Raw genomic sequence first — 22,348 nt, 5'->3', positions numbered from 1 at the left:
CAGCATGAAGGAGTCACCGACAGGTGTACAACACACAGGAAGAACTTCTCGAAGGCATCAAGAGCGAAGGCGTCGAGTACGTCGACATCCGCTTCTGTGACCTCCCGGGAGTGATGCAGCACTTCTCGATCCCGGCCTCGGCCTTCGACGAGAGCGTGTTCGAAGACGGTCTCGCGTTCGACGGTTCGTCGGTTCGCGGGTTCCAGTCCATCGACGAGTCGGACATGATGCTGCTGCCCGACCCGGCGACCGCGCGGATCGATCCGTTCCGCAAGGCCAAGACGATGAACCTCAGCTTCTTCGTCCACGACCCGTTCACGCGCGAGGCCTACAGTCGCGACCCCCGCAACGTCGCCCGCAAGGCGCAGGACTACCTCGCCAGCACCGGCATCGCCGACACCTGCTTCTTCGGCGCCGAGGCCGAGTTCTACATCTTCGACTCCGTGTCGTTCAGCTCCGACATCAACTCGACCCACTACGAGGTCGAGTCGTCGTCGGGATGGTGGAACGCCGGATCGCCCGTCGATCCCGACGGGACCCCGAACCTCGGCTACAAGGTGCGCCCCAAGGGCGGGTACTTCCCCGTCGCGCCCTACGACCACTACGTCGACCTGCGTGACGAGATCTCAACCAACCTGACCAACTCGGGGTTCACCCTCGAGCGCGGCCACCACGAGGTCGGCACCGGCGGTCAGACCGAGATCAACTACAAGTTCAACACCCTGCTGCACGCAGCCGACGACGTGATGTTGTTCAAGTACATCTGCAAGAACACCGCGTGGGCCAACGGCAAGTCCGTCACCTTCATGCCCAAGCCCCTCTTCGGTGACAACGGCTCGGGCATGCACGCCCACCAGTCGCTGTGGAAGGACGGCAAGCCGCTGTTCCACGACGAGGCCGGCTACGCGGGCCTGTCGGACCTCGCGCGTCACTACATCGGCGGCATCCTGCACCACGCGCCGTCGCTGCTGGCGTTCACCAACCCGACGGTGAACTCCTACAAGCGTCTGGTCCCCGGCTACGAGGCCCCGATCAACCTGGTCTACAGCCAGCGCAACCGTTCAGCCTGCGTGCGTATCCCGATCACGGGCAACAACCCCAAGGCCAAGCGCCTGGAGTTCCGCTGCCCCGACAGCTCGGGCAACCCGTACCTGGCGTTCGCGGCCATGATGATGGCCGGGCTCGACGGCATCAAGAACAAGATCGAGCCGCACGAGCCGGTCGACAAGGACCTCTACGAGCTCCCGCCGGAGGAGGCCAAGGGCATCCCGCAGGCCCCGACGTCGCTCGCCGCGGTCATCGACCGCCTCGAGGAGGATCACGACTACCTCACCGCCGGTGGCGTGTTCACCGAGGACCTGATCGAGACCTGGATCAACCTCAAGCGTGAGAACGAGATCATGCCCGTGCAGATCCGTCCCCACCCGTACGAGTTCTCCCTGTACTACGACTGCTGAGTCGTCTCCGACGACGGACTGCTGAGCCACTCAGCGCGTTCGACCCCCCACCCGTCCTGCTCCCCAGCAGGGCGGGTGGAGTCGTCTGTGGGCCGCGAAGCGTCGATACTGTCCCCATGGCCGTCATCAATCCGCGCTTCCGCCGCAAGGAGCGTCCCGGACCGCAGTTGCCGCCCGGGCAGTACCTCACCACCGACTTCCCGGTGATGTCGCTGGCCGCGACCCCGGTGGTCCGCACCGAGCGCTGGGCGCTGTCCCTCACCGGGCCGAGCGGGGTCGGCCACCGGTGGACCTGGCCGGAGTTCACCGCCCTGCCACAGCAGGAGATCACCGTCGACATCCACTGCGTCACACGGTGGTCCAAGCTTCAGACCACCTGGAAGGGCGTGTCGATCGACACCCTGCTCGACGCGGCGGGGCTGCGTGACGGAGGGGTGGGCGAGGCGGGGACGCACGTCATGGCGAGCTGCTACGGCGGCTACACCACCAACATGCCGCTGGCCGACCTCGTCGAGGGCAGGGCGATGATCGCCCACACCTTCGACGGGAAGCCCCTGGCCCCCGAACACGGGGGGCCGGCCCGACTCGTGGTGCCGCATCTGTACTTCTGGAAGAGCGCGAAGTGGGTCCACGAGCTGCACCTGATGACGGCCGACGCGCCGGGCTTCTGGGAGGCCAACGGCTACAACATGTACGGCGACCCCTGGCGTGAGCAGCGCTATGCGTGACGAGCCGGTCCGATGACCACCTGGCAGGTGGCGACCGTCGTCGCGGCGGTGCGCGAGACCGACACCGCACGGTCGATCTGGCTGCACATCCCCGGTTTCCCGGGCGCCCGCGCCGGACAGCACATCGACATCAAACTGACCGCACCGGACGGCTATTCGACGTCGCGGTCGTACTCGCTGTCCGATGTCCGGGAGGGTGACACCGTCGCGGTCGGGGTCGAGGAGCTCGACGACGGCGAGGTGTCGCCGTTCCTCGTCCACGAGCTCGAGATCGGCGAGCAGGTCGAGATCGCCGGCCCCATCGGCCTGCAGTTCGTCTGGCCCCCGCTCGACACCGGCGCGGGCGCCGACAGAGGCACCGGCGCGGGCGCCGACACAGGTACCGGAGCCGGCGTCGACACCGACCCCTCCCGACCGGTGCAACTCGTGGCAGGAGGGTCGGGCATCACCCCGCTGATGGCGATGATCCGGCTGCGCGAGACCACCCGCCCGGAGGCGACGATGCGACTTCTGTACTCCGCGCGATCACCCGAGCAGGTGTTCTTCCGCGACGAGTTCGCCGCGCTGGCCGCCGCCGATCGACTGCACGTCGACTGGTTCTTCACCCGCGCCGCCGGTTCGGGCGCCACCCGCCCGGCCGGACGCGTCACCCGTGAGGAGTTCCTCGCGGCGATCCTGCCCGTCGCGGCACGACCGCTGATGTACCTGTGTGGTTCGAGCGAGTACGTCGACACCCTCGGCGAGTGGCTGCTCGACGCCGGATACCCGATCGACGACATCCGCATCGAACGGTTCCTCGCCGCCTGACACCGACCGGGCCCGCGAACCGGGGCCGGGTCAGTAGGGTCGGTCGCAGAGGGGTCGCGTCGACGACCCACCCGCTCGACGACAGGGAACAGGTGAGCCACCGTGAGCTTTGAGCAGGCAGCAGAACGCGCCGACACCGCGGCGGGGATCGCCGCGATCGCGAAGTCCCACCTCGACGGCGACCGCGGGCACGCGTTGCTCGCCGAGTCGGTCGAGACACTCGCCCAGGCGGTCGCCGCCCTGGCGCGCGCTCAGACCACCGACTGACGCCTCCGCGTCAGTTCACCGCCAGCCGCACCACCAGGGCCCGGTGGTCCGATCCCGACACCGAGACGGTGTGCAGTGATCGCGCGGTGAAACCGTGCGACACAACGTGATCGATGGCGATCAGCGGCGGGAACCAACGGTCGGCGGGATAGGTCATCGCCCACCGCGCCCCGGCCTGATCGGTGGCGTCGTGGAAACCGTTGTCGGCCAGGGCCCGGAGCTGCTGGTGATCCCAGGTCGAGTTGAGGTCGCCGCTGACGATCACGTGGTCGCCTCGGGTCGCGTGGACGGTCTCACGCAGGGTTCGCATCTCCCGCACCCATCGGTCGGGGGCGTACGGGAACGGCGGGATCGGGTGCACCGCGAACACCGTCGTCGCCGGTGCGCCGGGGAGATCGACGACCGCGCGGAGATTGTTCAGCGAGTAGCCGTCGAGGGCAACGGTGTCGCGCAACGGGTACCGACTCGCGATCGCCGTGCCCACCCCGCCGGTACCGGGCTGCGCGTACAGATACGGCAACGTCTCCCGTAGCCCGGTGGCCTGCAGTCGCGTGAGCGCCTGCGGTGTCAGTTCCTCGACGGTGAGCAGATCGGCACGTTCGCGCGCCACGATGTCGACGAGTTGTCCGACGTCGCCGGCTCCGAGCTTGATGTTGGACTGCACCACGACCACCTCACGGCCCGCCGGTGCGGTCGACGCGACCAGCAGCGGCACCTGCGTGGTGAGACCGGCGACCGCGAGCATCACCGTCAGTGCCACCGAGATCCATCGGCGCGCCAGACCCAGCAGCAGCACGGCCGGGACCGCTGCCAGCAGCAGCCACGGCACCGCCGACGCGAGAGCGGTGGACACGCGACCCCGTCCCGGATACCAGTGCAACCACAGCGCCGTCACCACGACCGCGGCGAGCGCCCAGCCCACGAGCACCGCGGCGATCGTCGCCACCCGCGCCAGTGGGCTGCGTGTGCGCGCCGCCGACCTCACCACCGGCGCGACCGCACAGGGTCAGGCACCGAACACCTTGAGGACCACGGCTTTCGCGCGGCGGGTGACGCGGAGGTAGTTGTCGAGGAACTCCGAGGCCTGGTCCTCCGGCCATCCCGCGGCGAACGCCACCGCGCGCAGCTGCTGCCCCGGCCCGGGCAGCTGGTCGACCGCCTTGCCCCGCACCAGGACCAGGGCGTTGCGGGCCTTGGTCGCCGTGAGCCAGGCTTCCTTGAGCAGCCCGACGTCTGTCTCGGAGAGGATCTCCGCCGACCCGATCGCGTCGAGGCACTGCAGGGTGGAGGTGTTGTGCAGTGACGACAGGCGGTGGCCGTGGCGGAGCTGGAGCAGCTGCACCGTCCACTCGACGTCGGCGAGGCCGCCGCGACCGAGCTTGGTGTGCGTCGCCGGATCGGCTCCGCGCGGCAACCGCTCGGCGTCGACCCGCGCCTTGATGCGACGGATCTCGCGCACCGCGTCGGCCGAGACACCCCCGTCGGGATAGCGGATGGCGTCGGCCATGTGCAGGAAGGCGACGCCGAGATCCTCGTCGCCGGCGACCTGATGGGCGCGCAGCAGCGCCTGGATCTCCCACGGCTGCGCCCACTGGGAGTAGTAGGCGCGGTAGGCCGCCAGCGTCCGCACCACGGGGCCGTTGCGGCCCTCCGGCCGTAGCCCGGTGTCGATCTCCAGCGGCGGATCGGCGCTGGGGGTGTTGAGCAGGGTGCGCACCCGGTCGGCGATGGTGTTGGCCCACCGCACCGCCGCCGCCTCGTCGACCTCCCCGTCCCCGTCGGGCCGGATCGGATCGCACACGAACAGCACGTCGGCGTCGGAGCCGTAGCCGAGTTCCTGACCGCCGAGTCGTCCCATCCCGATCACCGCGATCCGCGCCGGGGCGGCGACCCCGCGGGCGGTGGCGGATTCGGCGATCACGACCTTGAGTGCGGCGTTGAGCACCGCCGCCCACACACCCGACAGCGCCGCACACACCGCCGGGGTGTCGAGCATGCCGAGGATGTCGGCCGACGCCACCCGCACGAGCTCGGCCCGCCGATGTGATCGGGCGACGGCGATGGCACGTTTCGCGTCGGGCGCGCGGACCGCCGACGCGATCAGACCGTTGGCGACGTCGGCGATCGGCACCTCGCACAGCTTCGGACCCGACGCGGAGTCGGTGTAGAGCCGGATGACCTCGGGTGACCGCATGAGGAGCTCGGAGACGTACGCCGACGCCCCCAGGACGTGCATCAGTCTCTCGGCGACCAGACCGTCGTCACGCAGCAACCGCAGGAACCAGTCCTGGTCGGCGAGGCTCTCGCACAGTCGGCGGTAGTTCAGCAGCCCGGCGTCGGGATCGGGTGTGTTGCTGAGCCATTCGAGCAGGGTGGGGAGCAGCAGCTCCTGGATCTGCCCGCGGCGCCCGGCCGACGACAGCAGTGCACGCAGGTGACTGAGTGCGTGGTCGGGTTTGGCGTAGCCGAGCGCGGCGAGGCGCTTGGTCGCCGCGGCGTCGGACAGGCGCAGTTCGTCGGCGTCGATGCGGGTGACGGCGTCGAGCAGCGGCCGGTAGAACAGCTTCTCGTGCAGGCGACGCACTCGCAGCGACTGCCTGCGGATCTCGGCGCGCAACGACGCCGCCGCGTCGAGGTCGCCCTCGGGGCGGATGTGCGCGGCGCGCGCGAGGAACCGCATCGCCTCGCGGTCGTCGAACTCGGGCAGCAGGTGCGTGCGTTTGAGCTTCTGCAGCTGCAGTCGGTGCTCGAGCAGCCGCAGGAACTCATACGACGCGGTCAGGTTGGCACCGTCGTCACGGCCGACGTATCCCCCGGCGGTCAGTGCGGTGAGCGCGTCGACGGTCGACAGGACGCGCAGCGAGTCGTCGACGCGACCGTGGACGAGTTGCAGGAGCTGCACGGCGAACTCGACGTCGCGCAGGCTGCCGCTGCCCAGTTTCAGTTCGCGCGACCGCAGGTCGGCGGGGACCATCTTCTCCACCCGTCGGCGCATGGCCTGCACCTCGGGCACGAAGTCCTCGCGTTCGGAGGCCTCCCACACCATCGGCGACACCGCGTCGAGGTACTCCGCGCCCAAGGCCATGTCGCCGGTCATGGGCCGCGCCTTGAGCAGCGCCTGGAACTCCCAGGTCTTGGCCCACCGCTGGTAGTAGGCGACGTGTGAAGCGAGTGTCCGGGTGAGGGCGCCCGCCTTGCCCTCGGGCCGTAGGGCGGCGTCGACCTCGAAGAAGGCGAGTGTGCCGATCCGCATGACCTCGCCGGCGATACGCGCCGACATGCCGTCGGCGGGGTCGCTCACAAAGATGACGTCGACGTCGCTCACGTAATTCAGTTCGCGCGCACCGCATTTGCCCATCGCGATGATCGCCAGACGCACCGGCAGCGGTGCGTCACCGCACACCTCGCGGACCGCGACGGCAAGCGCTGCGGTCAGGGCGGCGTCGGCCAGGTCGGCGAGGAACCGACCGACCTGCGGGAACCACAGCACGGGTTCGTCCTCGACGGCGGGCGCGAGGTCACGGGCCGCCAACTGCAACAGGATGTTCCGGTAGGCGGTCCGCAACGAGACCACCGCGGCGGGACCGCTGACGCCTGCCCGGTACACGCGATCACCGTTGTCGAGGGCTCCGGGTTCGGGCAAAGCGTCGACGGCGCCGAGCATGGTGGCGAGCACCTCGTCGAACCCGGGCAGTCCGTCCTCGGTCGTCCCGTCGGGGTCGAGGAGGTGCCAGGTGTCGGGCTCGGCGACGAGATGATCGCCGAGGGCCTCCGACGCCCCCAGCACCGCGAACAGCCGTCCGCGGAAGGTGCGACGGGAGCGGATACGGTCGTCGACCTCGGTCCAGGCGTCACCCACCGCGGCACGCAATCGGATGAGGGCGCGGAGCGCGAGGTCGGGGTCGGGGGCGCGCGACAACGCCCACAACACATCGAGATCGGCGGGGGTGGTCCACCCGATGGTCGCGAGATCGCCGGGGGCGGAGTCGTCGATCAGTCCGAGACGCGCCGGCCCGGGCACCGCGGCACGGGAGGGGAGAGAACTCACGGAGACGACCGTAGTCGTCGCCACCTCCGTGCGGTGCACACGAGGCGCCCGCGGGTCGGTCCTACAGGGCCAGGTAGCTCTTCAGCTCGAACGGCGTGACCTGGCTGCGGTAGTTGTTCCACTCGGTCCACTTGTTGCGCAGGAAGTAGTCGAAGACGTGCTCGCCGAGTGCCTCGGCCAGCAGTTCCGAGGACTCCATCGCCTTCAGTGCGTCACCGAGGCTGCCCGGGAGCTCTTTGTAGCCCATGGTGCGACGCTCGGCGGAGGTCAACGCCCACACGTCGTCCTCGGCCTCGTCGGGCAGTTCGTACTGCTCGGCGATGCCCTTGAGACCGGCGGCCAGCAGCACCGCGAAGGTGAGGTACGGGTTGCACGCGGAGTCCGGGCTGCGGACCTCGATGCGTCGCGACGACGCCTTGTTCGGGGTGTACAGCGGCAGCCGGATGAGTGCCGAGCGGTTGGCGCCGCCCCAGCTCGCCGCCGTCGGCGCCTCGCCGCCGTGGATGAGTCGTTTGTAGCTGTTCACCCACTGGTTGGTGACCGCGCTGAGCTCGGAGGCGTGGTGCAGGATGCCGGCGATGAAGTGCTTGCCGGTCTGCGACAGCTGCATCGGGTCGTCGGGGTTGTGGAAGGCGTTGGTGTCGCCCTCGAACAGGCTCATGTGGGTGTGCATCGCCGAACCGGGATGCTCGCTGAACGGCTTGGGCATGAACGTCGCCCAGACGCCCTCGCCGATCGCCACCTCCTTGACGAGGTAGCGGAAGGTCATGACGTTGTCGGCCATCGACAGCGCGTCGGCGTAGCGCAGATCGATCTCCTGCTGGCCGGGCGCGCCCTCGTGGTGGGAGAACTCCACCGAGATGCCCATCGACTCCAGCGCGTCGATGGCGTGGCGCCGGAAGTTGGGGGCGCTGCCGTGCACGACCTGGTCGAAGTAGCCACCGGTGTCCGACGGGGTGGGGGGCGATCCGTCGGTCGGTGCGTCCTTCATGAGGAAGAACTCGATCTCGGGGTGCACGTAGCAGGTGAATCCCTGGTCGGCCGCCTTGTTGAGCTGCCGCCGCAGCACGTGGCGCGAATCGGCCCACGACGGCGTGCCGTCGGGCATGGCGATGTCGCAGAACATGCGCGCCGAGTGGTGTTTGCCGCCGCTGGTGGTCCACGGCAGGACCTGGAAGGTCGACGGGTCCGGCTTGGCGATGGTGTCGGCCTCCGACACCCGCGAGAACCCCTCGATCGACGATCCGTCGAAGCCGATGCCCTCGGCGAACGCGCCCTCGAGTTCGGCCGGCGCGATGGCCACCGACTTGAGATAGCCGAGGACGTCGGTGAACCACAGACGAACGAATCGGATGTCCCGTTCTTCGAGGGTACGAAGGACGAATTCCTTTTGGCGGTCCATGGTTCAGAGGCTAGAAGCGCGCTGTTAAATCTGTGTTACGGACGCGGATCGGGGCCGCTCAACTGGGGCTGAACTGCCGGTGTCTCAGCATGTGGCACCCACCGGCGGCAGCGTGAGATCGACGAGGTACTTCGTCAGCGGGTCGTCGAGGCACGCGTTGCCCTCGAACGACGCGGTGTGCTGGGTCCCCCGGAAGGTCATCAGACGTGCACCGAGCTGACCGGCCAGCGAGACACCCGCGGCGTACGGCGTGGCGGGGTCGTCGGTGGTCGACACCACGACCGTCGTCGGCAGGCCCGCCGCGGCGATCCGGTGCGGCTGTGAGGTGGGGGGTACGGGCCAGAACGCGCACTCGTCGGCCGAGCCACGGCCGGTCCCCCGACCGTCGTCGCGGAACGGCGCCGCCCTGCGCAGGTCGGTGTCGAGTCGGTCGAGCGTCGCGCGGTCGGTGATGGGTGGGCCGTCGACGCATCGGATCGCGGTGAAGGCGTCGGCGCTGTTGTCGTAGCGACCCGACCGGTCGCGGCCCTCGTACAGATCGGCCAGTCGCAGCAGGGTGTCGCCGCGCCCGCCGGCTAGTTCGGCGAGGCCGTCACGCAGGTACCGCCAGAGGTTCTTGCTATAGAGCGCCTGACCGGTACCGGTGAGGGCGTCGCCGTAGGTGAGGCCCCGCGGGTCGGTCGTGGGTGCCGGCCGGCCGATCAGGGGGCGGGTGAGTTCCTGGTATCGGGCGGTGGCCCGCGCCGGGTCGGTGCCCAGGGCGCAACCGCGTCGGGTGACGCAGTCGGCGGCGAAGCCGTCGAACGCGCGTTGGAACCCCGCGGTCTGTGCGACGACGTCGGCGACGGGGTCGGCCGACGGGTCCACGGCGCCGTCGTTGACCATCGCCCGCACGCGGGTCGGGAACCGCTCGGCGTAGTCGGCGCCGATGAGGGTGCCGTAGGAGTAGCCGAGGTAGTTGAGCTGCTCGTACCCCAGGGCACCGCGCAGCACGTCCATGTCGGCGATCACGTCCGCCGTGCCGACGTGGGCGAGGAAGTCCCCACCCATCTGCCGTGCACACGCCGAACCCACCGCGGCGTTGCGTTTCTCGACCGCGGCGATGCCTGCGGGGCTGGTGTCGACCCAGTCGCGGGCACGGACCGCATCGCGTTCGGCATCGGTGCGGCAACGGATCTGCGGCGTGGAACGCCCCACGCCGCGGGGGTCGAACCCGACGATGTCGAGCGTGCGGGAGACGTCGCGGTCGGCGAAATCGGACGCGGCCGACGCCATGAAGTCGACACCCGATCCCCCGGGGCCACCGGGGTTGGTGAGCAGGATCCCGGTCGCGCGGTCGGCGGCCTTGAGCCGGAACACCGCCAGCGACGCCGTGGCACCGGTCGGATCGGCGTAGTCGACGGGAACGGTGAGCCGACCGCACTGACTGCGCTGCTGCGGATATCCCCCGTCGGGCGCGAACTCCGCGCACGACCCCCACGCGATGCGCTGACCGTAGAACCGGCCCAGCGGTCCCCCGACCGGAGCCGCCGATGGGTCGGGGGCCACCGACGTCCCGGCACCGGCGGAGGTCGAACCCGTGACGGGCGCACCGAGATCGAATCGCTGGGTGTTCGTGCTCGCGCACCCGGCGAGCAGGAGCACCGCGGCGAGCACCGACCAGCGCAGGCCTCGACGGCGCCGACGGGACGATGCGACGGTCGAGGTCGGGAGGGGCATCGGCCCATCGTGGCACGGCGCCCGACCGAGCGACCTCCGCGTGGACGCCGCGGCACCGGTGTGAGACACGGCACACCGCTCAGACCTGGGACGTCGCGGTGCCGGGGTGCCACACTGGTGGCGTCCACATCCACCCGGGTACTCGCGCATCGCGAGACTCGAGGCACGAAAGAGACGATGATGTCCGACAGCTCTGTCTACGGCGCCCCCTCCACCGCGCCGACCTCTCCCCGCCGCGCGACCCGCGTCCACCACCTGGCCCAGATGAAGGCCGAGGGTGAGAAGTGGTCGATGCTCACCGCGTACGACTACTCCAGCGCCCGCATCTTCGATGCCGCGCAGATCCCCGTGCTGCTGGTCGGCGACTCCGCCGCCAACGTGGTCTACGGCTACGACACCACCATCCCGGTGTCGGTCGACGAGCTGCTGCCGCTGGTCCGCGGTGTGGTGCGCGGCGCCCCGCACGCCCTGGTCGTCGCCGACCTGCCGTTCGGCAGTTACGAGGGCGGCTCGGCGCAGGCGCTCACCTCGGCCATCCGCTTCTTCAAGGAGGGCGGTGCGCACGCGGTGAAGCTCGAGGGCGGTGAGCGCGTCGCCGATCAGATCGCCACGCTCAGCGCCGCGGGCATCCCGGTGATGGCCCACATCGGGTTCACGCCGCAGAGCGTCAACGGACTGGGCGGCTTCCGCGTCCAGGGCCGTGGCGACGCCGGTGATCAGCTCGTCGCCGACGCGATCGCCGTCGCCGAGGCCGGTGCGTTCGCCGTCGTGATGGAGATGGTCCCGGCCGACCTCGCCGGCCAGATCACCCGCAAGCTCACCATCCCCACCGTCGGCATCGGTGCCGGCAACGAGACCGATGCGCAGGTCCTCGTGTGGCAGGACATGGCCGGCTTCACCCACGGCAAGACCGCCAAGTTCGTGAAGCGCTACGCCGACATCGGCACCGATCTGCGCGTCGCGGCCGAGCAGTACGCCGACGAGGTGCGTCGCGGACAGTTCCCCGGTCCCGAGCACAGCTACTGATCCCCACCGCGCCCCGAACCTGATCGGGCGCGCGATCGCGACCCGATCGTCACCGTCGGTCGTGCCGCCACATCGGGCACACCCGGCATGATGGACCGATGCGCGACTTGTACCCGGCGATCGAGCCGTATCAGCAGGAGATGCTCGACGTCGGTGACGGGCAGCGGATCCACGTCGAGTGCAGTGGTGACCCCGAGGGCAAGCCGGTGGTGTTCGTCCACGGTGGTCCCGGCGGCGGGACGTCGCCCGACCAACGGCGGTTCTTCGATCCGCAGGCGTACCGCATCATCCTTTTCGACCAACGCGGATGCGGGCGGTCGACCCCGCACATCGCCGACGGCGCCGACCTGTCGGTCAACACCACGCCGCACCTGATCGCCGACATGGAGCGCATCCGCACCCATCTCGGCGTCGAACGCTGGCAGGTGTTCGGCGGGTCGTGGGGGTCCACATTGGGTCTCGCGTACGCCCAGTCGCATCCCGAGCGCGTGACGGAGTTGGTCCTGCGTGGCATCTTCCTGCTGCGCCGCAGCGAGATCGACTGGTACTACAACGGTGGTGCCGCGCACCTGTTCCCTGATCTGTGGGAGGGCTACCTCGCGCCGATCCCCGAGTCCGACCGCGACGGTGATCTCGTCGCGGCCTATCGACGGCTCCTCTCCTCCGACGACCCCGACGTGCGGTCGGCGGCCGCCACTGCGTGGACGAACTGGGAACAGAGCACCAGCCATCTGCTGCCGACCCCGGACGGCGACGACGTCGACACCCGTTTCGACCTCGCGTTCGCCTCGATCGAGAACCACTACTTCACCCACGGGGGCTTTCTCGACGACGGCCAGCTGCTCCGCGACATCGACCGCATCGCCCACATTCCCGGCGTGATCGTCCAGGGCCGATACGATGTCGTGTGTCCGATGCGCAGCGCGTGGGATCTGCACCGCGCGTGGCCGTCTGCCGATCTGCGCATCGTCGACGATGCCGGCCACGCCTCCTTCGAGGCCGGGATCAAACACCACCTCGTCGAGGCGACCGACCGCTTCGCACACACGCCCGACGCCACCGACACGACCGAGGACAAGGACGCCCGCACGCCATGACCGCGCACGAGCAGATCGAGATCGAGTTGAAGTTCGACGTCGCAGCCGGACGACCGATCCCAGACCTGACCGAGCTGCCCGGGGTCGCGTCGACGTCGGGACCGATCGAGGAGAACCTCGACGCCACCTACTTCGACACCGAGAACCTCGACCTCGCCGACAACCGGATCACGTTGCGCCGCCGCACCGGTGGCCACGACGAGGGGTGGCACCTCAAGCGGCCCGCGGGCGCGGGCGGGCGACGCGAGCGGCAGGTCCCGCTCGATCCCGACGACGCCGACCCGGCGACCGGGATCGCGCACGCCACGGTTCCCGGTGAGCTGCTCGAACCGGTGCGCGTGCACGTGCGCGGCCGAACGCTGTCGCCGGTGGCGGTGATCGGCACCCGACGTCAGATCACCGAGGCGCGCGACGACGACGACCGCCTGCTGGCGGTGTTGTGCGCCGATCTGGTGACCGCACGGTCGCTGCTTCCCGGCGGCACCGGCCAGACGTGGTCGGAGTGGGAGTTCGAACTCGTGGACGGCGACACCGACCTGCTCGGACCCGCCGAGGAGTTGCTGCGCGGGGCCGGCGCCACCACCGCCTCGAGCGCGTCGAAGCTCGCCCGCACCATTGGCGCGATGCCAGGTCACCGTTCGACGAAGCCGCTGCCGAAGAACCCGACCGCCCTCGAACTCGTGATCACGGAGTTGTCCCGTCACCGCGACCAACTCGTCGAGTGGGACCCGGCGGTGCGCGCCGACGTCGACGACGCCGTCCACCAGATGCGGGTGGCGACCCGCAGACTCCGCAGCGTGCTGCGCGCGTTCGACGCGGTCCTGAGCGGCGACGCACGTGACACCGTCGGCGACGAGCTCAAGGAGTTGGCCGCCGTGCTCGGTGTCGCCCGCGACGCCGAGGTGACCGCGCAGCGTTACGACGAACTCCTCGCCGACGAGAACGCCTCGGAGGGCCTGCGCGCCGCGCTGGTCGACGAGCAGAACCGCCGGTACCGGCGTGGCCTGCGGGTCGCCGTGACCGGCATGAACTCCGCCCGGTACTTCGCGTTGCTCGACGCCATCGACACCTACCTCGTCGATCCGGTCGCCGGCCCCGACGCCGATCGGCCCGCGAAGAAGGCCCTGCGCGACGCCGTCGATGCGAGCCGCCGGTCGGTGCGCAAGGCGCAACGCACGCTCGCGAAGCTCGACCGGGGTACCGAGGAGTGGACCGAGCAGATGCACACGGTCCGCAAGAAGGCGAAACGGCTGCGCTACATCGCCGAGGCGGGCGCGACGCTCGGCGTCTCGCGACACAAGCGGGTGGGTGCGACGGCCAAGAAGATCCAGTCGCTGCTGGGTGACGCCAACGACGCGACGTTGAGCCGTGAGCTGCTCGCGGAGGTCGCCGCGACGGTCGGATCGCCGACCGATGCCTTCGTCCTGGGGCGACTCGACGCCCGCGAGGAGGAACGCCACGCCGAGGCGCTGCGTCGCTACGACGCCATCGCCGACGACCTGTAGCGGGCGGCGCCCCGACGAGGGGGTGCGAACGAGTCGACCTGTAAGCCGGATCCTGTCCCGACCACGAGGGTCGGGGGCGATCATCCATCTGGACACACCGTCGCCGGGTGCCTCGAGCGGTCCACCCGCAGGCTCGGGCGAGCAGCCCTCGAACGCCTGCGCAGCCGCACCTCGCGGTGCGACCTTCGACCTTGCTCCGGGTGGGGTTTACCGAGCCGCCGTGGTCACCCACGGCGCTGGTGCGCTCTTACCGCACCGTTTCACCCTCACCGACCCCACGCCCGAGGGCGTGGGTGTCGGCGGTCTGTTCTCTGTGGCACTTTCCCGCGGGTCACCCCGGGTTGTCGTTAGCAACCACCCTGCTCTGTGGAGTCCGGACTTTCCTCGACCGCGGGCATGTCACCCTCGCGGATGACCGTTCCCGCAGACCGCGATCGCCCGGTCGGCTCGTTCGCCGGTTTATGATAGCCGCCGTTCGTCCCATGCCCGATCGTCGTCACGCCCACGGCGGGATCGGATCGGCGACGCGTCAGCAACTGGGGGGTTGGACCATGAACACAATCAGCACAGCCACAGCCGGGGCGACATCGGCGACGACGAGAGTCGTCTCGGTTCTCCTCGCCATGGTCGCGGTGGTCACCGTGGCCGCCCTCGCGCCGCCGGCCCAGGCGGCGCCCCCGACACCCGGCGTCACCACGACACCGCCGGACACCGCGGCTCCCGCCGCGCGGGTCGTCTCGGTGGTGATGACGGCTCCGCAGAGGGCCCGCCTGCGCGTGTTCTCTCCGTCGATGCGCAAGATCATCTCGGTGGACGTGCTCCTCCCCCGCGATCGGAGCACACCCCGCCCCTCGCTGTACCTGCTCGACGGCATCGACGCCGGCGTCCTCACCGGTTATCGCCAGAGCGGATGGACCGATCAGACCGACATCGTGCGGTTCATGGCCGACAAGTCGGTCAACGTCGTCCTGCCGATCGGCGGCACCGCGAGCTACTACACCGATTGGGATCGGACCGATCCCGTTCTGGGCGTGAACAAGTGGGACACGTTCCTCGCATCGGAACTGCCCCCGGTGATCGACCGGACCTTCCGGGGCAACGGGACCAACGCCATCGGCGGCGTCTCGATGGGCGCCACGGGCGCGATGATGCTCGCCGTCCGGCACCCGGGTCTCTACCGCGGTGTGGCCGCGTTCAGCGGGTGCCTCGATCTTCTCGACCCGACCGCTGCGGCCGCCACGCAGGGCAGCATCCTCACCCGCGGCGGGAACCCCGACAACATGTGGGGCACACCGGGCGACGCGCAGTGGCGGGCGCACGACCCGGCGTCACAGGTCGACGTCCTGCGTGACACCTCCCTCTATCTCGCCGTCGGCAACGGCCTGCCCGATTTCTCCCTCGGACTGGCCGGGCTGGCGTCGCCGGTGGGTGGGGCGCTCGAGAGCGGCGCACTGACGTGCACCAGGTTGTTCGCGAGCGCTGCCCGCCGAGCCGGGGTGGCGACCACGATCGACTATCGGACCGGACTGCACTCGTGGGGGTACTGGAATCAGGACCTGCACCGCGCCTGGCCGACGGTGGCCCGCGCCCTCGGGGTCCCGGTCGGCCGACGGTAGCGTCCGCGCCGACGACACCACCGGGGCGCTACCCTGACGCGGTGGCCCGCTACGTCGCTCTGCTCCGAGGCATCAACGTCGGTGGCGTGCGGGTCGGAATGTCCGATCTGCGTGACGAATTCGCGCAACTCGGGTTCACCGATGTCCGCACGGTGCTCGCGACGGGCAACGTCGTGTTCGACTCGGGAACCGACAGCGAACCGTCGCAGTTGCGTGCGCTGATCGAGCCGGCACTGGGCACCCGTTTCGGCTACGAGGCGTTCGTGTTCGTCCACACCGTCGATCGGGTCGCGGCGGCCACCGCGGCGTACCCGTTCGACGAGCGTGACGGTGTCCACGCGTACGTGGTGTTCGTCGCCGACGACGCGGTGCTCACCGAACTGCTCGGCGTGGATATCGACGGCGACGTCGAGTCCGTCGCCCGTGGGGACGGCGTCGTCTACTGGTCGGTACCGCAGAAGCAGACGCTCACGAGCCCCTTCGGAAAGGTTCTGGGCAACCCGAAGTACAAGGCGACGACCACGAACCGCAACCTGCGCACCCTCCGCAAGATCCTCGGCTGAGGGCCCGGGGACGGCAGAGATGATGGCAGCGGGCGCAGTGGCGCTCATGGTGCTGGCGCTCGCGTTCGCCGTCTGGCGTCCGCGGGGGCTTCCCGAGGCGACGGTCGCGGTGCCCGCGGCGGCGATCGCGATCGCCGTCGGCGCGGTGACCCTCGGTGAGGCGTTCGACGAGATCGAGCGACTCGCGACGACCGTCGCCACACTCGCTGCGCTGCTGGCCTTGTCGCATGCGTGCGAGGTGCTCGGGGTGTTCGGCTGGGTCTCGCGGCAGATCGGACGCGCCGGCGCGGGCAACGGCCGACGATTGTTCGCACTCGGGTTCGTCGGGGCCGCGGTCACGACGGCCGCACTCAATCTCGACGCGACCGTCGTCCTGCTCACGCCGGTGCTCATCGCGGTGACGCGAGGACTCGGCGTCCGGCCTCGACCGCTGTCGGTCGCGACGATCAGCCTGGCCAATGCGGCATCGTCGTTGATGCCCGTGTCGAATCTGACGAACCTGCTGGCGTTCTCGGCCACCGGCCTGAGTTTCGGACGCTTCACCGTCCTGATGGCGCTCCCCTGGCTCGCGGCCCTCGTGGTGCAGTACACGGTGCACCGCTGGTGGTTCCGGGCCGAGATCGCCGATGAACCCGACAACGATCCGGAGGATCCCGGCCCGGCACCGGTCGCCGCGCTGTGTGTCCTCGGGGCGACCCTCGTCGGGTTCGTCCTGTCGTCTCAGGTCGGTGTGGAGCCGGTGTGGTTCGCGACCGCGGGTGCGGTGGTGCTGACCGTGATCGCGATGGCGCGGAAGGCGTCCGGCGTGGTCGATGTGATCACGGCGATCAATCCGTTGTTCCTGCTGTTCGTGTTCGCCCTGGGCGTCCTGGTCGCCGCGATCGCCGACGGCGCCATCGGACGGTGGCTGGCGGGGATCGTGCCGAACGGGTCGAGCCTGCTCGCGTTGTTGGGCATCGCCGCGATCGGCGCGGTGGTCGCCAACGTCATCAACAACATCCCCGCCACGCTGCTGCTGCTCGCCGCGATGTCGGGCGCCCCGACCGTCGCGCTGTTGGCGATGCTCCTCGGTGTCAACATCGGCTCGAACCTGACCTACGTCGGCTCGCTCGCGAACCTGTTGTGGCGCCGCATCGTCAGCCGCGACGGTGTCGCCGTGTCGGCGGCGGGTTTCTCCGCCCTCGGCCTCGTCGCGGGCCCACCGTCGATCGTCGCCGCTGTCACGGCACTGTGGCTGGTCGCCTGAGGACTGAGTCTGTGGAACGCGGCAACCACAGATCACGCGGCGGGATACAACTCGACACCAGGCCAGGTGATGTCGAACCGCCGACTCACCGCAGGGACGGCGTCAGGTGGGTTCCGGTATCGCTGGAGGAGTTCATCGATCCGGTGGAGTTGATTGGCGCGGAGTGTCTCGGGTGGGTCGGTGTTGCGTCGCCAGCCGTAGCGGCCTTTGTCGGGGCCGTCGGTGATCTTCTGGGTGGTCCACTGGTGCGGTTCAGTGCCGACGGCCCGGTTGTGGGGGCCGCATGCGGGTGCCATGTGCGGCGAGTCGGTGAGGCCGCCGTCGGCCCAGTCGTTTTCGGCATGGTGCATTTCGGTGTGCGCGAACGGTGTTGGGCAGTCGTCTTTGCTGCAACCCTTGTACTTCGCGAAGGCCATCAACCGTTGCGACTGCGATGCCAGCCGACGAGACCGGCCGAAGAACAGCGGCTCGTCGGTGACGTCGCTGAACACGGCGAGGTGTGTCTGGGCGTTTGCGGCGAGCTTCACCACCTCCGAGATCGGGAGGTCGGCGCCGGTGACGGTACGGGCAATGCCGGCGTGCTCACGTAATTGAGCGTCGGTGATGGAGACGATGATCTGCGGCGGCAGTCCGCGATGCGACTGACCGAGCAGACCGCCGTTGACCGCGGCGTCGAGAAGAGCTTTCAGGGCATCGTGGTTGCGCTGGGACTGCGAGCGGCAATCACGATCGGCCGCCTCCCGCAACGCATCGCTGCTGATCTCTGCGCCGTCACCGCGCGGTGACTGGTCGTCGTCGGGGTTGTTCATCCCCGGCGCGGCCCACTTCGCCAGCACGACGTCGAAGAGTGCACGCGTGATCGGGTCGAGCGTCGCGGTGAGTGTCGACATCAACTGCGAGTCCTGGCAGCCGAGATTCAGTTTCCGGTTCCGGGCACGATCTCGATCGTCGGTGAGGGTGCCATCCGGATCGAGGTGAGCGAGGATCCGCACGCCCGCGGCGGCGATCTCTTTCGGCGTCAGTGTCGTGGCGAACTCGGCCAGGGTCTGCTCGGCGAAGGCGCGGTGCTCGGGCTCGACCGCGGTGGGGATCTTGGCCATGACGTCGAGTACGGCGTGCACGTGGTCGGGACCGATCGCGCCTGCGGCGAGTTCTCGGGCGGTGTTTGGGCAGACCGGCGGCAGTTTCTCGCCGGTCATCGCGTGCATCGGTTCGAGTGCCTGTACTTCTTTGAGACGTTTCTTCGGTTGCGTCACGCGCAGTTTCGTCTGCAGGAACTCGGTGGCGGTCACGCACCCGACGGCGCGGTGCGCGTCGCGGTCGGAGACCTCGAGAATCCTGCGGTTACCGATCGCCTCCATCCGCCGCGCGATCCGTTCGTGCCGGATCGCCAAGTCCGCGACCGTCTTCTCCTCGTAGCTGTCGGATGAGGCCTGGGCTAGCTCATCCAGGAGTTGCTCCAAGGCAGCGTATTTCGCCAAAAGATCGCTCACCGCTAGCCCCTCCCCAGGTGGTTCTGTACATCCAGTTTAGCACGGATGTTCGAGGTGCGGGAGGTTGATTTTGATGAATAGTGTTGAACGTGAGTGTATTTCGCTCGTCTGAATGCGTTCTACTGCCGCTGACGGTGCGGAAGCCGGTCGTCGAGTGTGCGTTGTCTCGTCGTCGGCTCACGCCAGCCGGTGAGCACACTCGACGAACGTTTCCACACAGTCAGCACAACCAGCACCACCCGACCGAACGTTTCCACACAGTCAGCACAACCACTCGCCCGACCGTTTCCACATACTCAGGACGGCTGGCACCTGGGTGCCGGCGTCAGGTGAGGTGATTCGTGTCGTTGACGAGGCGGACGGAACTGCCTCCGTCGGAGTAGAACTCGCTCACCGACAGTGACGCGAGATCGAGGTGAAGCTTGAACAGGATGGATGGGCCGACGTCGAGGGCGTGGCGCAGAACGGTCTTGATCGGCGTGACGTGACTGACCACGACGACGTTGCCGGGTCCGTGGTCGGCCACCACCTGATCGGTCGCGACCCGCACGCGCTCGGTCACGGCGTCGAAGCTCTCGCCACCGGGAGGGGCGACCGAGGTGTCGGACATCCACGCGCGGTGCAGTTCCGGATCACGCTGCATCGCCTCGAGAAACGTCAGACCTTCCCACTCGCCGAAGTCGGTCTCGGTGAAGCCGTCCACCTCGTGCACCGGCAGTCCGACGCGGCGGGCGACGGCGTCGGCCGTGGCGCGCGCACGCGACAACGGGCTTGACACGACGGCCGTGATCCCACCGCTCGCAGCGATCCGATGCGCGACCCGATCGGCCTGCTGCACACCGAGTGCCGTCAGTTCCGGGTTGCCACGACCGCTGTAGCGGCGGTCCACCGACAGCGCCGTCTGGCCGTGACGCACCAGCAGCAGACGGGTGGGCTCCCCCATCGCGCCGGTCCAGCCGGGGCCGGTCGCCGCCGCCGCGCTCTTCTCCTCCGGCGACGCCGACCCGGGGCCCATGGCGACCTGGCCGTCGGTCCGGCTGTCCATCGCCTCGTTCGCGAGCCGGTCGGCGTGGGAGTTCTCCGCACGGGGGATCCAGACGAAGTCGACGCTCGAGAACTCCGCGACCAGATCCCGCGCCTGCGCGGCGAGCGGGATCATGTCCGGGTGCTTCACCTTCCACCGCCCCGACATCTGTTCGACGACGAGCTTGGAATCCATCCGGACCCGCACCTCGCCGGCCCCGCAGTCCCGCGCGGCGCCGAGTCCCGCGATGAGCCCGCGGTATTCGGCGACGTTGTTGGTGGCGCGGCCGATGTACTCCTTGCGCTCGGCGAGCACGGTCTCGTGATCGGTGTCCCACACGACGGCCCCGTATCCGGCGACGCCGGGATTGCCGCGTGATCCGCCGTCGGCCTCGACGATCACCCGCACTGTCTCAGACCCCGGATTCGTGGGTGCGGACGATGATCGCCCCACACTCGTCACATCGGAGCACCTCGTCGGCGGGGGCCTGTCCGTAGCGGCTGAGGGTGCCGCGGTCGATCTCCATGCGGCAGGCCCCACACCGCGCCTGCCGGAGCAGTCCCGCGCCGATACGCCCCTGGGCCACCTGCTTGTCGTAGACGGCGAGCAGGGCGTCGTCGATCTGCCCACGCAGTTCGTCGCGACGGGTGCGCGCCGCATCGGCGGTCACGTCGATCTCCGACATCGCCGTCGCGGCGTCGCCCTCGGCCTTCGCGATCTCCTCCTCGGTGTGGGTCACCAGTGCCCCGCAGCGCAATTCCTCTGCGGCGGTGGCCTCCTGACGTTCCATCACCTCCAGCAACTCATCCTCGGCGACACCGCGGCGACGGTGCAGACCGGCGATCTCGTGCTCGATCTCCGTGAGCGCCTTACCGGTGAGGGTGCCGCCGTTGAGCAGTGCGGAATCCTTCGACAGGCGGGTGGCGAGCACGGCGATGTCGTTCTCGAGTCGCCGCACCTCGCGAGCCAGGTCCTCGGCCGCGATCTGGGCGGCGATGGTCTGATCGCGGTACTCACGCAGGGCCTCGGTCAGTTCGGCGACCCGCGCGGCCTCCGGCGAATGGGACCGCCGGTGGGTCGCCCTCGAGACCCCGGCGTCGACCTCGGCCAGGTCGAGGAGGGCTCTCTGATCGGCCGGATCTGCCTTCATGTCGCGAGGGTGTCCTGTTCTGTAGGGGTTCTGGCGACACTACCGGTCGGCGTCGGTCCGGCCCGTGACACCGCTGGTGGAGGCCGCGGCGTGCAGGGTGAACGGGTCGGTCGGACGGTCGAACCGCGAGATGACCAGTCCCGGGTCGTGGGAGCCGAGCACACCGGCGACCTGCGCACACCACGGGAACTCCGTCGCCCAGTGACCGGCGTCGACGAGGGCCGGGCCGCCGCCGCGCAGGTGCTCGTCGGCAGGATGGTGTCGCAGATCGGCAGTGACGTAGACGTCGGCGCCGGCCGCCGCCGCGGCGTCGATCAGCGAGTCACCGGCGCCGCCGCACACCGCGACCGTCGAGATCATCGCGTCGGGGTCGCCCGCCGTCCGCACGCCCCACGGTGCGGTCGTGAGCGAGGCCGCGACGTGATCGGTGAACGCGCGCAACGACATCGGCTCGGCCAGGGTGCCCACCCGCCCGAGTCCGACGTCGGACGGGGTGTCGGCGAGCTCGACGAGGTCGAAGGCGGGCTCCTCGTAGGGGTGCGCGGAGCGCAGTGCCGCGGCCACCGCATCGCGTAGGCCACGCGGCGCGACCATCTGCATGCGGTCCTCGGCGACGGCGGTGATCTCTTCGACGGCACCGATCGCCGGGGTCGCCGCGGCACCGGGAAGGAACTCGCCGGTCCCGGCGACGGTGAACCGGCAGCGGCTGTAGTCGCCGATGGCCCCGGCCCCCGCGGCGAACATCGCCTCGGCCACGGCATCGGTAGCGGCCTGCGGCACCATCACCACCCAGGAGTCCAGCGGCGGGCTCGGCAACGGCGACAGGGGGCGGGTGTCGGTGACGCCGAGCGCCTCGGCCAGGGCGTCGGACACCCCGGGACGAGCGATGTCGGCGTTGGTGTGCGCGGTGTAGAGGCCGCACCCCGACCGGATCAGGCGGTGGATCAACCGCCCCTTGGGGGTGTGCGCGCCGACGGTGTCGACGCCGCGGAGCAGCAGCGGATGGTGGGCCACGATCAGTTCGACGCCGGTCGCGATGGCCTCGTCGACGACCGCGTCGGTCACGTCGACACAGATCAGCACCGCGGTCACGGTGTCGCCGGGGTCACCGCACACGAGACCGACGCTGTCCCAGGACTCCGCGTGTCGGGGCGGGTATGTCTCGTCGAGCAGTGCGATCAGATCGCGCAGAGCAGCCAC

Annotated in this window: 18 protein-coding genes and 1 other RNA gene; 10 read left to right on the top strand and 9 right to left on the bottom strand. The window is 69.5% G+C overall.

The window, feature by feature from the left end; genetic code table 11:
- Positions 1-23: 23 nt before the first annotated feature.
- The 4 genes from glnA (ACQ7HM_RS16460) (at position 24) to ACQ7HM_RS16445 (ending at position 3,259) form a co-directional block, all read left to right on the top strand.
- Positions 24-1,457, top strand: a complete 1,434-nt coding sequence (gene glnA / locus ACQ7HM_RS16460) for a type I glutamate--ammonia ligase (RefSeq protein ID WP_055790003.1) — start codon at positions 24-26, stop codon at positions 1,455-1,457.
- A gap of 116 nt (positions 1,458-1,573) precedes the next feature.
- A complete protein-coding gene (locus ACQ7HM_RS16455; protein ID WP_434217303.1) occupies positions 1,574-2,185 on the top strand; it encodes a sulfite oxidase-like oxidoreductase in 612 nt (203 codons plus the stop codon).
- 12 nt (positions 2,186-2,197) lie between these two features.
- Positions 2,198-2,992, top strand: a complete 795-nt coding sequence (locus ACQ7HM_RS16450) for an FAD-binding oxidoreductase (RefSeq protein WP_434217302.1) — start codon at positions 2,198-2,200, stop codon at positions 2,990-2,992.
- 102 nt (positions 2,993-3,094) lie between these two features.
- Positions 3,095-3,259, top strand: a complete 165-nt coding sequence (locus ACQ7HM_RS16445) for a hypothetical protein (RefSeq protein ID WP_160298525.1) — start codon at positions 3,095-3,097, stop codon at positions 3,257-3,259.
- 10 nt (positions 3,260-3,269) lie between these two features.
- Here ACQ7HM_RS16445 and ACQ7HM_RS16440 read toward each other — a convergent pair whose 3' ends face one another.
- From ACQ7HM_RS16440 to ACQ7HM_RS16425, 4 genes are all read right to left on the bottom strand, one after another.
- Complete coding sequence (locus ACQ7HM_RS16440) at positions 3,270-4,205, bottom strand: endonuclease/exonuclease/phosphatase family protein (protein WP_434217301.1); 936 nt, start codon at positions 4,203-4,205, stop codon at positions 3,270-3,272.
- 60 nt (positions 4,206-4,265) lie between these two features.
- Positions 4,266-7,307, bottom strand: coding sequence for a bifunctional [glutamine synthetase] adenylyltransferase/[glutamine synthetase]-adenylyl-L-tyrosine phosphorylase (locus ACQ7HM_RS16435; protein WP_434217300.1), 3,042 nt, complete (start codon positions 7,305-7,307; stop codon positions 4,266-4,268).
- 61 nt (positions 7,308-7,368) lie between these two features.
- A complete protein-coding gene (gene glnA, locus ACQ7HM_RS16430) occupies positions 7,369-8,709 on the bottom strand; it encodes a type I glutamate--ammonia ligase (protein ID WP_045823127.1) in 1,341 nt (446 codons plus the stop codon).
- 84 nt (positions 8,710-8,793) lie between these two features.
- On the bottom strand, positions 8,794-10,428 hold the full coding sequence (locus tag ACQ7HM_RS16425) for an alpha/beta hydrolase (RefSeq protein WP_434217299.1): 1,635 nt from the start codon (positions 10,426-10,428) through the stop codon (positions 8,794-8,796).
- Between the two features lie 180 nt (positions 10,429-10,608).
- On the opposite strand from ACQ7HM_RS16425, the gene panB reads away from it, so the two are divergent.
- The 3 genes from panB to ACQ7HM_RS16410 all read left to right on the top strand — a co-directional run bounded on the left by panB (position 10,609) and on the right by ACQ7HM_RS16410 (position 14,056).
- Entirely contained in the window at positions 10,609-11,454 is an 846-nt protein-coding gene (panB, locus tag ACQ7HM_RS16420) for a 3-methyl-2-oxobutanoate hydroxymethyltransferase (protein WP_434217298.1), read from the top strand.
- A 98-nt stretch (positions 11,455-11,552) separates the two neighbouring features.
- Positions 11,553-12,551 carry a prolyl aminopeptidase gene (gene pip, locus ACQ7HM_RS16415; protein ID WP_434217297.1) on the top strand — a complete coding sequence of 333 codons (999 nt, stop codon included), beginning with the start codon at positions 11,553-11,555 and terminating at the stop codon, positions 12,549-12,551.
- A complete protein-coding gene (locus ACQ7HM_RS16410; RefSeq protein WP_434217296.1) occupies positions 12,548-14,056 on the top strand; it encodes a CHAD domain-containing protein in 1,509 nt (502 codons plus the stop codon). The genes pip and ACQ7HM_RS16410 overlap by 4 nt, the downstream gene beginning before the upstream one ends.
- A gap of 25 nt (positions 14,057-14,081) precedes the next feature.
- Here the strand turns inward: ACQ7HM_RS16410 and rnpB are convergent.
- Positions 14,082-14,506, bottom strand: an RNA gene (rnpB, locus tag ACQ7HM_RS16405) — RNase P RNA component class A.
- Between the two features lie 173 nt (positions 14,507-14,679).
- Here rnpB and ACQ7HM_RS16400 point away from each other — a divergent pair.
- From ACQ7HM_RS16400 to ACQ7HM_RS16390, 3 genes are read left to right on the top strand one after another with little or no spacing between them, the layout of a single operon-like run.
- Complete coding sequence (locus ACQ7HM_RS16400; RefSeq protein ID WP_434217501.1) at positions 14,680-15,672, top strand: alpha/beta hydrolase; 993 nt, start codon at positions 14,680-14,682, stop codon at positions 15,670-15,672.
- A gap of 41 nt (positions 15,673-15,713) precedes the next feature.
- The gene (locus tag ACQ7HM_RS16395) at positions 15,714-16,235 is read left to right on the top strand and encodes a DUF1697 domain-containing protein (RefSeq protein WP_434217295.1); all 522 of its coding nucleotides are present in this window, start codon (positions 15,714-15,716) and stop codon (positions 16,233-16,235) included.
- Positions 16,236-16,254: 19 nt separating this feature from the next.
- On the top strand, positions 16,255-17,481 hold the full coding sequence (locus ACQ7HM_RS16390) for an SLC13 family permease (RefSeq protein WP_434217294.1): 1,227 nt from the start codon (positions 16,255-16,257) through the stop codon (positions 17,479-17,481).
- Positions 17,482-17,513: 32 nt separating this feature from the next.
- Here ACQ7HM_RS16390 and ACQ7HM_RS16385 read toward each other — a convergent pair whose 3' ends face one another.
- The 4 genes from ACQ7HM_RS16385 to ACQ7HM_RS16370 all read right to left on the bottom strand — a co-directional run bounded on the left by ACQ7HM_RS16385 (position 17,514) and on the right by ACQ7HM_RS16370 (position 22,348).
- Positions 17,514-18,974, bottom strand: a complete 1,461-nt coding sequence (locus ACQ7HM_RS16385) for a DUF222 domain-containing protein (protein WP_434217293.1) — start codon at positions 18,972-18,974, stop codon at positions 17,514-17,516.
- 325 nt (positions 18,975-19,299) lie between these two features.
- Positions 19,300-20,406 (bottom strand): bifunctional RNase H/acid phosphatase, encoded by a 1,107-nt coding sequence (locus ACQ7HM_RS16380; protein WP_434217292.1) that lies wholly within the window; start codon positions 20,404-20,406, stop codon positions 19,300-19,302.
- Between the two features lie 4 nt (positions 20,407-20,410).
- The gene (locus ACQ7HM_RS16375) at positions 20,411-21,148 is read right to left on the bottom strand and encodes a zinc ribbon domain-containing protein (protein ID WP_434217291.1); all 738 of its coding nucleotides are present in this window, start codon (positions 21,146-21,148) and stop codon (positions 20,411-20,413) included.
- 39 nt (positions 21,149-21,187) lie between these two features.
- Positions 21,188-22,348, bottom strand: coding sequence for a Nif3-like dinuclear metal center hexameric protein (locus ACQ7HM_RS16370; RefSeq protein WP_434217290.1), 1,161 nt, complete (start codon positions 22,346-22,348; stop codon positions 21,188-21,190).

This window comes from Williamsia sp. MIQD14, from assembly GCF_051025635.1.
Taxonomy (GTDB): Bacteria; Actinomycetota; Actinomycetes; order Mycobacteriales; family Mycobacteriaceae; genus Williamsia_A.
Note: the sequence above shows the minus strand (reverse complement) of the source record. Positions and strands in the feature narration are given on the sequence as shown.

What these genes read in the sequence shown, in the direction of transcription:
- ACQ7HM_RS16455 (WP_434217303.1), top strand. Translation starts at nt 1,574, where the DNA reads ATGGCCGTCATCAATCCGCGCTTCCGCCGCAAGGAGCGTCCCGGACCG.
- ACQ7HM_RS16450 (WP_434217302.1), top strand. Translation starts at nt 2,198, where the DNA reads ATGACCACCTGGCAGGTGGCGACCGTCGTCGCGGCGGTGCGCGAGACC.
- glnA (WP_045823127.1), bottom strand. Translation starts at nt 8,709, where the DNA reads ATGGACCGCCAAAAGGAATTCGTCCTTCGTACCCTCGAAGAACGGGAC.
- ACQ7HM_RS16425 (WP_434217299.1), bottom strand. Translation starts at nt 10,428, where the DNA reads ATGCCCCTCCCGACCTCGACCGTCGCATCGTCCCGTCGGCGCCGTCGA.
- panB (WP_434217298.1), top strand. Translation starts at nt 10,609, where the DNA reads ATGTCCGACAGCTCTGTCTACGGCGCCCCCTCCACCGCGCCGACCTCT.
- pip (WP_434217297.1), top strand. Translation starts at nt 11,553, where the DNA reads ATGCGCGACTTGTACCCGGCGATCGAGCCGTATCAGCAGGAGATGCTC.
- ACQ7HM_RS16410 (WP_434217296.1), top strand. Translation starts at nt 12,548, where the DNA reads ATGACCGCGCACGAGCAGATCGAGATCGAGTTGAAGTTCGACGTCGCA.
- ACQ7HM_RS16400 (WP_434217501.1), top strand. Translation starts at nt 14,680, where the DNA reads ATGGTCGCGGTGGTCACCGTGGCCGCCCTCGCGCCGCCGGCCCAGGCG.
- ACQ7HM_RS16390 (WP_434217294.1), top strand. Translation starts at nt 16,255, where the DNA reads ATGATGGCAGCGGGCGCAGTGGCGCTCATGGTGCTGGCGCTCGCGTTC.
- ACQ7HM_RS16375 (WP_434217291.1), bottom strand. Translation starts at nt 21,148, where the DNA reads ATGAAGGCAGATCCGGCCGATCAGAGAGCCCTCCTCGACCTGGCCGAG.